Origin of the sequence: Flavobacterium solisilvae, from assembly GCF_012911605.1 — a bacterium.
GTDB classification, from domain to species: Bacteria; Bacteroidota; Bacteroidia; order Flavobacteriales; family Flavobacteriaceae; genus Flavobacterium; species Flavobacterium solisilvae.
In genome coordinates this window covers 309,935-325,817 of the sequence record NZ_JAAMPT010000207.1, presented here as the reverse complement: position 1 = coordinate 325,817, position 15,883 = coordinate 309,935, and the positions used below count along the sequence as shown (strand labels likewise).

At 35.8% G+C, this 15,883-nt stretch carries 4 protein-coding genes; all 4 read right to left on the bottom strand.

The window, feature by feature from the left end:
* Positions 1-151: 151 nt before the first annotated feature.
* Positions 152-6,355, bottom strand: coding sequence for a GEVED domain-containing protein (locus G6042_RS10165; protein WP_169524321.1), 6,204 nt, complete (start codon positions 6,353-6,355; stop codon positions 152-154).
* 546 nt (positions 6,356-6,901) lie between these two features.
* Entirely contained in the window at positions 6,902-7,216 is a 315-nt protein-coding gene (locus G6042_RS10160; RefSeq protein ID WP_169524320.1) for a DUF3467 domain-containing protein, read from the bottom strand.
* Positions 7,217-7,332: 116 nt separating this feature from the next.
* Positions 7,333-11,643 carry a DNA-directed RNA polymerase subunit beta' gene (gene rpoC, locus G6042_RS10155; RefSeq protein ID WP_169524319.1) on the bottom strand — a complete coding sequence of 1,437 codons (4,311 nt, stop codon included), beginning with the start codon at positions 11,641-11,643 and terminating at the stop codon, positions 7,333-7,335.
* Positions 11,644-11,965: 322 nt separating this feature from the next.
* Positions 11,966-15,778: a DNA-directed RNA polymerase subunit beta gene (gene rpoB / locus G6042_RS10150; protein WP_169524318.1), complete on the bottom strand. Its 3,813-nt coding sequence runs from the start codon at positions 15,776-15,778 to the stop codon at positions 11,966-11,968.
* Between the last annotated feature and the right edge of the window lie 105 nt (positions 15,779-15,883).

The following is a 15,883-nucleotide window of genomic DNA, read 5'->3' as shown; positions in this document are numbered from 1 at the left end:
AATAAGCAAAATTGTATACATAAAAACTATTCTATGTAAGTTTATACGGAATTTATTAATTTAAACGATTTTCTATGTTATTAAACGGCATAAAATTTAAAAAAAAAGCGAAACTCTTAGAATTTCGCTTTTTATGAATTATGTTATATATTTATTTGATTATTTTCTTGGTAACGGTCATACCATCAACCGAAGTGATTTGAAGCAACAACACTTGTGTCGCCACATCAACTTGTAAATTAGTTTGAGAAGCATTGATATCATCTTGAGTAGTTAACAATCTTCCTCTAAGATCAAAAACTTTTATAGAACTCATTTCAACATTTCCTGTATTAACCACAAACTGACTATTTTCGTTTTTATAAACCACAACTTGATTTTCATTGAAAGTTGGCTTATCAACTCCTAGTGCTGAATTTGCATAAACTACTTCAAAACGCTCAGAAAATGTTCCTGCATTGGTTGTAAAATTATACGCTCCGCCATTGGTTAAATTATGTATTGTTCCCAAAAGATTGTCTTTTAGATAAATTTCCTGTCCATCGGCAAAAATTCCGGAAACATGGTCTATGGCAATACTATGATTTCCGGCTGTAGCTACTTTATAACTTAACGGTACTTCATCTGTATCTTCAAACGACGGTCTTCCCTGAATGGCATAACCTTCACCGTCAATCAAACTCGCTAAATACATGTCTGTATTGATATTTTTTCCATCAATTCCTCGGTCAACTTCCAGCGTTGCTGCGGTGGAATAACCTACCGATATTTGACTTATCGGATTTGAAGCACTTAATAGGTTTAACCAAAGTAATCCTTGTGTTTCATTGGTTGAAGAAGTTCTGAAAAACTGGTCATGGTTGATTTGACTTCTTCTCATGGCATTAGTGAAATATAGTTTTTTGCTGTCGTCGCTATCTTCCTCAATTGCTTCGGGTGATGCCTGTACAAAAAAACCTTGCCCAACGTTTATCGCCCATTCATCAAAATCTACACCATCAAAATATTCGCTGTTACCTCCTACATTTCCACCTGGTGCTTGATTTCCCGCATAACTAAATTCGTTAATTGTTGCATAAGTAGTTTCACTTGCATTATTGGTTTTTCGCCAGAAATAAAGTGTTTTTGTGGTATTATCATCATTAGCATTCAAGAAAGCTGCTATATTGATTTTTGACGGATATGGATTTCCAACAGCATTATAACCTGCTCCAGCTAACGACATTTCTACAGTAATATCACCACTATTTGGAACACCTGTAAATTGACCCGCAAAAACCGCTGGAGCTGTAGGATGATCCCAAGGTACACGAATTAAATATCCTTTTGCGGTAGCAAATTGAATATTGCTCGTATCAGTTCCATTGATACCATCATTAGTATTGGCAGATGTCATTGGTGCTGGATATTGCAAATTAGTTAATGTAAACGGAACAGCACTATATGCATCAGTTGCAGTATTATAGGTATAAAAACGATTTTTTAACGTTGTTGGTGAAAACGCATAAATTTCTTGTCCTGCAACCGGCGATGACCATAAGGTATAATCTAAACGTTTTATTGCTGAGCTATTTCTTTTTACCGTGATGTTACCTGTGTTGGTATTAGTTGTACCGTTTTGCAGTAAAACCGCACCGCTTTCTATGGTTACTGCGGTTGCGCTTCCTGTTTGGTTGTGTAAAGCACCAATAACAGTAACGACATCTTCGTTGCTAACGGTTAATGAACCATTGGTTTGGGTTATTGTATTATTTCTAACAATTAATGATTTTGCGGCAAACTCGCCGTCTTCATTTGTGATGTATTCGCCTTCTATAATGGCATCAATAGTTTCATCAGGACCAGCAGTGTTTGACCATGCTGTACCGTTCCAGATTACTGAGGTTCTTACCGTTATCTCGTTAGAACTAACTGTTTCGCAAGCTCCGTTTATAGCACGAACCACGTAGTGATAGGTTGTGTTATCATTTAAACCGGTAATGGCGTGAGAATACGTTTCCGGTTGTGGATTTTCTGCTGGCATAATAAATGATGGGAAATTGCCTGTAACTGAAACATTTTCAATGCTACTATCTGTTGATTTTAGACTAATACCATCGATTGATACTGGTTCATAAGAACGAATACTTATCTTAATAGAACTTTGGGTTGCTGTAAATTCTTTTTCATATTTAGTCCACTCACTTGCAGCAGGAAGTTTTGGATTTCCAGAATCTATATAGATTGAACCACTTGTTCCTTGTATGGTATAATTTTTTAAACCATTGGTATTAGCTGCTAAATAATCTTTATACCAAAAAGAGAATTTATATGTTTTACCTATTTCCACAGATGCGGTTTGTTCAAGTCTATAAGTAGCCCCACTACCTTCGGGAACTGTTCTTTTTACATAATTATTTCCTGAATAAGGTGTGTCAGTATTTATAACGTAATATTCATTTCCGGCTCCTTCCCAATCAGTTCTATCTCCTGTTTCAAAGTCACCGTTTTTTACTAATTCAGGAGCTTCTGTTCCTCCAACACTCCAAACATCCAACTCATAACTCGTTGCACCAGTAACGGCGTTCCAGTTGGCTGTAAAAGATTCATCTGTAACGTTTGTTGCAACGGTTGCTGTTGGTGTAGTTAATGCGTTTATGGTTAATGTACCGCTTGTTGTCCAAAAATTATTATTTGTACCACCATAACGGTATTCTGTGCTTCCTGTTTTTTGGAAACGTGATGCGTAGTAGTATGTTCCCGCAGGAAGATTTTCTCCGTTTAGATTTGCTGTATATTCATAATTATTACCGTGTTTTGCATTATATGTTGCAGCAATCCAAGTCCAACCTTCATTACTTGGGTTATTATCTGTTGTGCTGTAACCTATCCAAGCTTGTATCTTTGAAGCATTTCCATTTTCAGTATTTGGTTCTACGGTTGTTAGTCCATCTTCATAAACTCGTGCATATACATTATAATCATCACATTGGGTTATTGTTCCTGATAGTGGATGCTGTACATTACACCAATCTACAAGGTTTGAGGTTATAGTAAGCGTACCGTTTTTATAAGTGCTGCCATTCCAGTTTCCTCCGTTGTTGCCAGATTGTATTCCGCCGTAAGTATAAGGTGCATTTTCTCCCATTTGGAAACGTGCCGCATAATAATAAGTACCAACAGGAAGAGGATTGATATTCATATTTGCTGCATACTGATAGTTACTATTGCCATCTGTTCTGGAATTAAAACCAGCAGGTATCCAAGTCCAATTTTCACCATTTGGATTATCAGTATCGCTCACATTGCTGTAACCTACCCAAGCAGAAATTTGGTTTTGATTTCCTTCTGTATCAGTAACTCCGGGTTCGTATGCTTTAATAAAAACATCAAAAACTTCTCCTTCGGGAATTGTTCCGGACATTGGCCAATCTAATTTAGAATGGTCAACCGTATTATACACGTTACCAGAAAGTGAAACTTCGTAAGTTACTGAATCTCCGCCACCAGAAATCAAAACACTACCGTTATAACTGTTTACCGACTGACCTGCTTTTAAACGTACCCAAATGTCTTTGCTTGAACCGTCATAAGCGGTTAAGGTAATATCTTCTGCATAGCCCGAATTTTCATTTTCTGAAATTTCAAATGCACTATCTACTAAAAGCTCTACATCATCTCCATTTAAGTTTGTACCACTTACCTCAAAACTCTGTGGTGCAGAAGCTCCGTTTCCTACAACGTAGTTGAAACCTGATAAAGAAGTTGGAGAAACGGTTAATGCCGGTGGTGGTGCTTGAATGTTTACCGTGTAGTCTTCAACTTCGCCATAGGATGCAGATACACAAGGAGTAATACTGTTTCCTGCGACATTCCATTGATAAATCACTCTCATTCTATGTACACCTATATTACCAGTAGGAATTGTAATCGGTACAGAAACTGTTTGATTTTGTGCTACATTGCTTAGTGTACCAACTCTTTCCCCTGTCTCAAAAATTTTGTTATCATTGAAATCAATCCAAATAGCAACACCGTGATTTCCACTACCAGAAGAACTAGTTAAACTCGCATTATAATTCGTGTTTTCTGTTAAATTGGTTAACAAATGTGTAAAATTACCATAACCTCCAATACTAAATCCGCTACCATTATTGGTAATAGTTTCCAGCCCGAAGTTGACAATAAAATCAGAAGTACCAGAAAACATAGGTGTACAATAAGTCAAACTCACAACAACCGATGCAGATTCTTTGGTGATTTCTCCACAAGTGACTTTACAACGGTAGCTTGTATTGGCTGTGATATTGGTTGCACTATATGTTGCATTTGTTGCCAAACTAATATCTGACCATTCACCGTTTGTTAAACGTTGCCATTGGTAAGAAAGTCCCGAAGCAGCAGAAGCACCTGTTAAAGACAAATTTGTTGAACCACCGGAAACGATTGTTGTTGCACTTGCTTGTGCTGTTCCTGCGGAAAATGTTTCGGGGTTGCAAGGTGCAAGAGCTGTTGTAAAGTTATTGTTTTCTCCGTAACTCGTAACACCATTACTGTTGGTTGCATACGCACGGTAAAAATATTGTGTATTTGGGTACAATCCTGTAATGTTGCTGTCATAATTTGCTGTTCCTGCGCCTTCATTTGTTTTAGTTTCTAAGGCAATAGTTGGACTTTCAGTTGTTCCCCAAACGACACCTTTTGCAGTAATCGTTCCGCAAGTGGTACTTACAGAAGTTCCACCGAAAGATACGCTGTTATGAGTAATCGTCGTAGCGGTTTTGGTGGCTACTGAAACTGTGCCGTTTGTTCCTGTACCTGAAACAGAACGTGTTGCAGTTGCCTGTGTTTGTACAGGTGTTGTTGATGTAGCTGTTATACTTATGTTTCCGCTATATGCCGGAGTTGTTACCGTTGGCTTGAATTTTACATAAATGGTTTTACTTGCCAAAGTTCCTCCTGCGTGAGTAAAACTTAGAGTAGTAGTATATTCTTCATTATCCGCAGTTTCACTATAAGTAAAACCGTTTAATGTCGCCAAAGAAATAGTTCCTGCTTTTAGAACTGTTGAACTTGATATGGTAAATGTTCGGTAGTTTGAAAGTACATTAACACATTGGTCACCAAAACCACTCGACATATTTCCTACTGTCAATGTTTCATTAACCGCAGTAATGGTTAAACTGTTTGAATTTAGAGTACTTGTAGAAACAGACAATTCATCACTATTGATGGCAATATTGAAATTAGTAACACTTGTATCAAAATCGGTTCCGTCATAAGCTAATGTAACAATAGCAGAAGTAGGACTGCTATATTGAACATTTGAAATCGTTACTCCGGCAGGAGCATTATTTAATGTAAAGTTTGATTGTAACAGTGAATTATCACTAAAAGTCTCATTTGCCAAAGTCAAAGTAACCTGACCTCCATTTAAAGTAGTATTTTCTGAAAGAGAACCTGTTATAGTTAAACTAGGCGGTTGATTTGTAGTAACAGAACCTATAAGCTCAGTAGTATTAAAACATATACCGGTTGTATTATATTCATAAACCGCAAAATGATAGGTTGTTCCTGCTGTTAAACTTGTTAAATTAACAGATGTTCCAACTCCTTTATAAACAACATAATTACCTGTCCCGATTTGTGTATCCACCGAACCAAAAGCGGCATTTGCCGTATAGTTAGTTCCGCTTATCGGGTCTGTATTTACAGCCGAACCTGCTCTAGCGACTACCAAAACCTCATTACCATTTCCTCTTGACCAACCAATAGTAGCTGTATTTTGACCTATTGCCGAACCTGAAAAATTTGTAGCTTGGGTTAAAGGAGCTGTACATGACGGTGTAGTTTCGTATGTAATTACTACAGATGTAATATATGAAGCATTACTTACAGCAAGTTTAATTGCAAAAAAAGTGTAATTTGTACTCGTAAAAGCTGTTGAACCCCAAGACGTCCCGGCAGAACCTACTGCAGTACCGGAAACAGTGTAATTACCTGATGTATTATTTACTAAACGGGATGTTCCTCCCGATAAATTATAATTTCTTGCCGTACCATATTGATTAATTGTTATTCCTGTAATTCTTCCCGGAAGCGCAGTAGTATTATAAATAACTCCATTACTAGCTTGAAGTTGAAGCCTTGCTTGATTAGACTCTTTAAATAATGCTTTTCCTCCAAAAGAAACACTATTTTGCGTCCATGTTCGTTCCATTCCACTATCATAATTTCCAGCTGTAATACCTGAAGAACTCTGTGTAATCGTAATCGTCTGCCCGCTGGATACTCCCGCAAAAGCAAAAATAAACATCACGGTAAAAAGCAATTTCCCAATAGCATTTTTACCCAAACAATAAGTAGTTTTATTCATAGTTAGTTAATTTTTGGAACCCGTTTTGTGCGAGCAACAGTGCTTGACACAAGAAAAAATATAGTTTTTTGAAAACATCACACTTTCAATAGATTACTGAAAATCAGACGAAAGTACAACCTGACAAAAGTACATTTATTTTTTAGTTCTGCAAATTAAAACCGTGAGTTTTAATACAAAAGGGTAAAATCATAATGTTTAATTAACATTTAAGATTGGTATTATTCTTTTATCGTTGCTTTGTTTAAAACATGTTTTAGTTATGGGTTGTTTTGGTTATACTATTTATGAGATGCCTCGTTGCTCAGCATGACAAGATTGTGGGTACTTTTTGCTACAGCGTAAAGGTTATGAAATTCAGGTTGGAAAATGGCACACGGACAGAACAGCTAAAATGGGTTTTAATCTGTTTAAAAACATAAAGGTCATATACAATTTACGACAGAGAAAACATAGGAAAGATTTATTGAAAATTGCTGTTATCATAGATAGGTATAACAAAAAACCTCTCATTTCTGAGAGGCTTTTGATAAAAATTTTATAATTCTAAGCTTGTCCTGCCGGACCAAAGTTTAAAGGAATTTGAGGTTGCTCTGTATCCTTTATTTCTCCGTTTACCGCTTCAAAACGATGGATATTATCATTTAATGCTTTAAGAAAACGTTTTGCATGTTGTGGTGTCAAAACAATTCTTGATTTTACTTTTGCTTTTGGCACGCCAGGCATAATGGTAACAAAATCTACAACAAATTCAGAAGCTGAATGGTTGATGATAGCCAAATTGGAATAAATTCCTTCGGCTGTTTTTTCGTCAAGCTCAATGTTAATTTGACCTTGTTGCTGTTGATTATTATCGCTCATTTAATATTAGATATTAGATTTTAAATATTAGATTTTATTTTTTCTTTCAATTTAAAAAAGCCACTAATTTAAAATTTAAAATAGTGGCTTTTATTTAATTACTACTAATAATTAGATTAGTAGATGTATTCTTCTCTTTTAGACATGATTTCGTTGAAATCTTCTTTAGAACCTACAATAGTATGGTCGTAATCTCTCATACCTGTTCCTGCAGGAATTCTATGTCCAACGATAACATTTTCTTTCAAGCCTTCTAATGTATCTACTTTACCTGCAACAGCAGCTTCGTTTAATACTTTAGTAGTTTCCTGGAACGATGCCGCCGAAATAAATGATTTCGTTTGAAGCGAAGCTCTAGTAATACCTTGAAGTACTGGAGTTGCTGTGGCTGTAATTACATCACGAGCCACTACTAGGTTTTTATCGTTACGTTTCAATAAAGAATTTTCATCTCTTAATTCACGTGGTGAAACGATTTGACCTGGTTTCAATACATCAGAATCTCCTGCATCTTCAACAACTTTCATTCCGTATAATTTATCGTTTTCTTCGATAAAATCACTTGTATGAATAAGTTGCTCTTCTAGGAATAATGTATCTCCTGGATCTTCAACTCTAACTTTACGCATCATTTGACGAATAACCACTTCAAAGTGTTTATCATTGATTTTTACCCCTTGAAGACGGTAAACCTCTTGAATTTCATTTACCAAATACTGTTGAACAGCCGATGGTCCTTGAATTCTAAGAATATCTTCTGGTGTAATTGCACCGTCAGACAATGGCATACCTGCTTTTACGAAGTCATTTTCTTGAACTAGAATTTGGTTAGAAAGTTTAACTAAATACTTTTTAACTTCACCAAATTTAGATTCGATAACGATTTCACGGTTACCTCTTTTGATTTTCCCGAAAGATACAACACCATCAATTTCTGAAACTACCGCTGGGTTTGAAGGATTACGAGCTTCTAACAACTCAGTAATTCTTGGTAAACCTCCAGTAATATCCCCAGCTTTAGAAGAACGACGAGGAATTTTCACAAGGATTTTACCTGCTTTAATTTTCTCTCCATCTTCTACCATAAGGTGTGCACCAACTGGTAAGTTATACGAACGAATTAATTCGCCGTCTTTACCATAAATATGTAGTGTTGGAATTAATTTTTTGTTTCTTCCTTCAGAGATTACTTTTTCTTGGAAACCAGTTTGCTCATCGATTTCAACCATGAACGATTGTCCTTGCTCTAAATCTTCATAAGCTACTTTACCGGTAAACTCAGAAATAATAACTCCATTATATGGATCCCATTTACAAATATCAGTTCCTTTTTCTACTACATCACCATCTTTTACATAGATGAATGAACCGTAAGGAATGTTATGAGTACTTAATAATATATCGGTTTTAACATCGATTAATTTTAATTCAGTAGAACGAGAAATTACGATATCAACTGTATTTCCTTCGCTATCTTCACCTTTAACTGTTTTTAAATCTTCGATTTCAAGTCTTCCGCCAAATCTTGCTACAATGCTAGATTCTTCAGAAACTCCACCAGCAACTCCTCCAACGTGGAAGGTACGAAGTGTTAACTGTGTTCCTGGTTCACCAATTGATTGTGCTGCAATAACTCCAACAGCTTCACCTTTTTGTGTCATTTTACCAGTAGCTAAGTTTCTTCCGTAACATTTAGCACAGATTCCTTTTTTAGCTTCACAAGTTAATGGCGAACGAACATCTACTCTTTCTACTGGAGATTCTTCGACTGCTTTTACAATGGCTTCTGTAATTTGCTCACCTGCGTGAACTAATACTTCGTTAGTCAACGGATTGATAACGTCTTGTAAAGCAACACGTCCAAGAATTCTTTCTCCTAATGTTTCAACGATTTCTTCGTTTTTCTTTAAAGCAGAAACTTCAATTCCTCTTAATGTTCCACAATCTACCGAGTTTACAATTACGTCTTGAGAAACGTCATGTAAACGACGAGTTAAGTAACCAGCATCAGCCGTTTTCAAAGCCGTATCCGCAAGTCCTTTACGCGCACCGTGAGTAGAAATGAAGTACTCCAAAATTGAAAGACCTTCTTTAAAGTTAGAAAGAATTGGGTTTTCAATAATTTCACCACCACCAGCAGTTGATTTTTTAGGCTTAGCCATCAAACCACGCATACCAGTTAACTGACGAATTTGCTCTTTAGATCCACGCGCTCCAGAGTCAAGCATCATATATACCGAGTTGAAACCTTGTTGGTCTTCACGGATATTTTTCATAGCTAACTCAGTTAATTGAGCATTGGCAGAAGTCCAAATATCAATAACTTGGTTATAACGCTCGTTGTTGGTAATTAATCCCATGTTATAGTTCATAGAGATACCTTCAACTTGCTCTCTTGCATCAGCAATTAATTTTTCTTTTTGCTCTGGAATTCTAATATCACCTAAACTGAATGATAATCCACCACGGAATGCAAATTTATATCCCATGTCTTTCATGTTATCAAGGAAAGCTGCCGTTGTAGGAACATCAGTTACTGCAAGGATTTTTCCAATAATATCACGTAAGTTCTTTTTAGTCAATACTTCGTTGATATATCCAGCTGCTTCAGGCACTACTTCGTTAAATAATACTCTACCAGCAGTTGTTTGAATAATTTTATAAACCAACTCACCATTTTCATTGAAATCTTTTGCTCTAATTTTCACACGAGCATTCAATTCAATTCTTCCTTCGTTTAAAGCAATATTACACTCTTCAGCAGAATAGAACGTTAAACCTTCACCTAAAATTGGGTGTTCTGGAGTTGATAATCTTTCTTTGGTCATATAATATAGACCAAGAACCATGTCCTGAGAAGGAACCGTAATTGGCGCACCATTCGCAGGATTCAAGATATTGTGTGAAGCCAACATTAATAATTGTGCCTCAAGAATAGCTTCTGGTCCAAGTGGTAAGTGAACTGCCATCTGGTCACCATCGAAATCCGCGTTGAATGCCGTACAAACTAACGGGTGTAATTGGATTGCTTTTCCTTCAATTAATTTTGGCTGGAAAGCTTGAATACCCAATCTGTGCAAAGTAGGAGCACGATTCAGCAATACTGGATGTCCTTTAATTACATTTTCTAAGATATCCCAAACTACTGGTTCTTTTTTGTCGATTATTTTCTTAGCCGACTTAACTGTTTTAACAATTCCTCTTTCGATTAATTTACGAATAACGAATGGTTTGTACAATTCAGCAGCCATATCTTTTGGCAAACCACATTCGAACAATTTCATTTCTGGTCCAACAACAATTACCGAACGAGCAGAATAATCCACACGTTTTCCTAATAAGTTTTGACGGAAACGACCTTGTTTACCTTTCAATGAATCAGAAAGGGATTTTAATGGTCTGTTTGATTCTGTTTTAACCGCAGAAGCTTTACGAGTGTTATCAAATAATGAATCTACTGATTCTTGTAACATACGTTTTTCGTTTCTCAAAATAACTTCTGGAGCTTTGATTTCCATTAATCTTTTTAAACGGTTGTTACGGATGATAACTCTTCTGTACAAATCGTTCAAATCAGATGTTGCAAAACGACCTCCATCAAGCGGCACTAAAGGACGTAATTCAGGTGGAATAACTGGAATTACTTTTAAAATCATCCATTCTGGACGGTTTTCTCTGTTTAGATTTGCTTCACGGAAAGATTCTACAACTTGTAATCTCTTTAGCGCTTCAGTTTTTCTTTGTTTAGATGTTTCATTATTAGCATTGTGACGTAATTCATATGACAAAGCATCTAAATCTGTACGCGCTAATAAATCCATAATACATTCAGCACCCATTTTGGCAATGAATTTATTAGGATCGTTATCATCTAAATATTGGTTTTCCATTGGAAGTGTATCTAAAATATTCAAATACTCTTCTTCTGTTAAAAAGTCTAATCTGTTTAATTCTTCACCATCTACATTTTTAGCAATACCAGCTTGAATTACTACATATCTTTCGTAGTAAATAATCATATCTAATTTCTTAGATGGTAATCCAAGGATATAACCAATTTTGTTTGGCAACGAACGGAAGTACCAGATATGAGCAATTGGCACAACTAGATTGATGTGTCCAACTCTATCACGACGTACTTTTTTCTCAGTAACTTCAACTCCACAACGGTCACAAACGATTCCTTTATAACGGATTCTTTTGTATTTACCACAAGCACATTCAAAATCTTTTACTGGACCGAAAATTCTTTCGCAGAAAAGACCATCACGCTCTGGTTTGTGTGTTCTATAGTTGATAGTCTCTGGCTTCAACACTTCGCCTCTTGACTCAGCCAAGATAGACTCTGGAGAAGCTAAACCAATTGAAATTCTATCAAACCTTTTGATAGTATTTTTATTGTCCTTATTATTTCTATTATTCATCATAGTTTTTACTATTGATTTATTTCTATTAATTGAACTTAGATTTATAGTTCGTAAGTGATGAGTGATGAGTGATGAGTGATAAGCTATTGAAAATACTCTTTGCTAATTACTATTTACTCTTTACTAATTACTAAAAAAACCATTAAGTTACTACCTCGAATTACTTCTCAAAACTTCAAGTCTCTTTCACCTTGAAGTGCTAGTTATACAATTTAATATTGCATAAAAAATCGGAACGGTTTACGGGTATAAATCTTTAAAAACTTATTAAAAAATATTATAGAAAGCGTTGCGATGCAACGCTTCTACAATAAATCATGATTTATTCTTCTAATCTGATGTCTAATCCAAGACCTTTCAATTCATGCATTAATACATTGAATGATTCTGGTAATCCTGGTTCTGGCATAGTTTCTCCTTTTACGATTGCTTCGTAAGTTTTAGCTCTACCAATTACGTCATCCGATTTAACAGTCAAAATTTCTCTAAGCGTACTTGATGCTCCATAAGCTTCAAGTGCCCAAACCTCCATTTCTCCAAAACGCTGACCTCCAAACTGAGCTTTACCTCCAAGTGGTTGTTGCGTAATCAACGAGTATGGACCAATTGAACGAGCGTGCATTTTATCATCAACCATGTGTCCAAGTTTCAACATATAGATAACTCCAACAGTTGCTGGTTGATGGAAACGTTCTCCTGTTCCACCATCATATAAATAAGTATGACCAAAGCGTGGAATTCCAGCTTCATCTGTCAACTCATTAATTTGGTCTAATGTTGCTCCGTCAAAAATTGGTGTAGCATATTTTCTACCTAATTTTTGTCCAGCCCAACCAAGAACGGTTTCATAAATCTGCCCAATGTTCATACGTGAAGGTACACCAAGTGGGTTCAATACGATATCAACTGGCGTTCCATCTTCAAGGAAAGGCATATCTTCGTCTCTCACGATACGAGCAACGATACCTTTATTTCCGTGACGTCCTGCCATTTTATCACCAACTTTTAACTTACGTTTTTTAGCGATATAAACTTTAGCCAATTTCAAAATTCCAGCTGGTAATTCGTCTCCAACTGTAATAGTGAATTTTTCTCTTCTTAACGCACCTTGTAAATCGTTTAATTTGATTTTATAGTTATGGATTAAGTCATTAACTAAAATATTAGTTTCATCATCAGAAACCCATTGACCTTTTGTTAAGTGAGCAAAATCTTCAACTGATTGTAACATCTTTTTAGAGTATTTTTTACCTTTTGGAAGCACTTCTTCTCCTAAGTCATTCATTACTCCTTGTGACGTTTTACCATCAACGATTTCGAATAATTTTTCGATTAATCTGTCTTTTAATTCAACAAATTTAGTTTCGAATTCCATTTCTAAAGCCGTCAAATCGTCTTTATCTTTGGTACGTTTCTTTTTATCTTTTACCGCGCGAGCGAATAATTTTTTATCTAAAACTACACCGTGTAATGATGGAGAAGCTTTTAACGAAGCATCTTTTACATCACCCGCTTTATCACCGAAGATTGCACGAAGCAATTTCTCTTCTGGAGTTGGATCTGATTCTCCTTTAGGTGTAATTTTTCCGATTAGGATGTCACCAGGTTTAACTTCGGCACCAATTCTAATCATTCCGTTTTCATCTAAATCTTTAGTAGCTTCTTCAGAAACGTTAGGAATATCATTAGTTAACTCTTCGTTACCTAATTTAGTATCTCTAACTTCTAATGAATAATCATCTACGTGGATTGAGGTAAAAATATCATCACGAACTACTTTTTCTGAGATTACGATTGCATCCTCGAAGTTGTAACCTTTCCATGGCATGAACGCTACTTTAAGGTTTCTTCCAAGTGCTAATTCTCCGTTTTGAGTAGCATATCCTTCACAAAGTACTTGACCTTTTGTAACTCTGTCACCTTTTCTAACGATTGGTTTCAGGTTGATAGATGTACTTTGATTTGTTTTTCTAAATTTGATTAATTGGTATGTTTTTTCGTCAGCATCAAAACTTACCATTCTTTCTGCATCAGTTCTGTCATATTTAATGGTAATGATATTAGCATCAACATATTCAACAGTTCCGTTACCTTCAGCATTAATCAATACTCTCGAATCTGAAGCAACTTGTCTTTCAAGACCTGTTCCAACGATTGGAGATTCTGGACGTAATAATGGTACGGCTTGACGCATCATGTTTGATCCCATCAACGCACGGTTCGCATCATCATGCTCCAAGAATGGAATTAATGAAGCCGAAATAGATGCAATTTGGTTTGGAGCAACGTCAGTATAATGAACAACATTTGGTTCAACTACTGGGAAATCGCCTTCTTCACGAGCAATTACTTTATCAGCAGTAATTGTTCCTTTTGCATCCATTTCAATGTTTGCCTGAGCAATCATTTTTCCTTCTTCTTCTTCTGCACTTAAATAAATAGGTTCAGAAACTAAGTCAACTTGTCCGTTGGTAACTTTACGGTAAGGCGTTTCGATGAATCCCATTCCGTTTACTTTAGCATAAACACCAAGAGATGAAATCAATCCAATGTTTGGTCCTTCAGGAGTTTCAATTGGACAAAGTCTTCCGTAGTGCGTATAGTGAACGTCACGAACCTCGAAACCAGCTCTTTCTCTAGAAAGCCCACCTGGTCCAAGTGCTGATAATCTTCTTTTGTGTGTAATCTCTGCTAATGGATTGGTTTGATCCATAAATTGAGATAACTGGTTAGTTCCAAAGAAAGAGTTGATAACCGATGATAATGTTTTAGCATTAATCAAATCGATTGGTGTAAACACCTCGTTATCTCTAACGTTCATTCTCTCACGAATGGTTCTTGCCATACGAGCCAAACCAACACCAAATTGTTGAGAAAGTTGTTCACCAACTGTTCTAACACGACGGTTTGACAAGTGGTCGATATCATCAATCTCAGCTTTTGAATTGATTAACTCAATCAAATATTTTACGATAGTAATGATATCTTCTTTAGTTAAAACTTGTTTTTCCATAGGAATATCAAGGTTTAACTTCTTGTTCATTCTATAACGACCTACTTCACCTAAGTTATAACGTTGGTCAGAGAAGAATAATTTATCTATAATACCACGAGCAGTTTCTTCATCAGGCGGTTCTGCATTACGCAACTGACGATAGATGTGCTCAACAGCTTCTTTTTCAGAGTTTGTTGGGTCTTTTTGCAACGTGTTGTGGATAATAGCATAATCTGCTTGGTTATTATCCTCTTTGTGTAACAAAATAGATTTTACATTAGAGTCAATGATTTCTTCTACATTATCTTTATCAATAATAGTATCACGATCTAATATAATTTCATTACGCTCGATAGATACTACTTCACCTGTATCTTCGTCAACGAAATCTTCATGCCATGTATTCAAAACACGTGCAGCAAGTTTTCTACCGATGTATTTTTTAAGACCTGTTTTTGAAACTTTGATTTCTTCTGCAAGATCAAAAATTTCAAGAATATCTTTATCACGCTCAAATCCAATAGCACGGAAAAGAGTCGTTACTGGTAATTTTTTCTTTCTATCGATATACGCATACATTACGTTATTGATATCGGTAGCAAATTCTATCCAAGAACCTTTGAAAGGAATTACTCTGGCAGAATATAATTTGGTCCCATTAGCATGGAATGATTGTCCAAAGAAAACTCCAGGTGAACGGTGTAACTGAGAAACCACAACTCTTTCAGCACCATTGATAACGAATGTACCACTTGGTGTCATGTAAGGAATTGTTCCTAGATATACGTCTTGAACGATAGTTTCAAAATCCTCATGCTCTGGATCTGTACAGTAAAGTTTAAGTCTAGCTTTAAGCGGAACGCTGTAAGTTAAACCTCTATCGATACATTCTTCAATCGTGTAACGTGGCGGATCAACGAAGTAATCTAAAAATTCTAATACAAATTGGTTTCTTGTATCAGTTATTGGGAAGTTCTCCATGAAGGTGTTGTATAAACCTTCGTTGCCTCTTTCGTCTGATTTCGTTTCTAATTGGAAGAAATCTTTAAAAGATTTTACCTGAACATCTAGAAAATCTGGATATTGAGGTATATTTTTTGTTGAGGCAAAATTCAATCTTTCAGTCTGATTTGTTATCATCAATGGACAAAATTTTGATTTAAAAAAAGTAATTTTTGTGTAAAAACACTGTTCAATCTCTACTTTCCTTTTTTTGATAATCAATACCTCTTAAAAATAGACCAG

Excerpts from the sequence above, each read along its gene's own strand:
- rpoC (WP_169524319.1), bottom strand. The coding sequence starts at position 11,643 with ATGATGAATAATAGAAATAATAAGGACAATAAAAATACTATCAAAAGG.
- rpoB (WP_169524318.1), bottom strand. The coding sequence starts at position 15,778 with ATGATAACAAATCAGACTGAAAGATTGAATTTTGCCTCAACAAAAAAT.
- G6042_RS10165 (WP_169524321.1), bottom strand. The coding sequence starts at position 6,355 with ATGAATAAAACTACTTATTGTTTGGGTAAAAATGCTATTGGGAAATTG.
- G6042_RS10160 (WP_169524320.1), bottom strand. The coding sequence starts at position 7,216 with ATGAGCGATAATAATCAACAGCAACAAGGTCAAATTAACATTGAGCTT.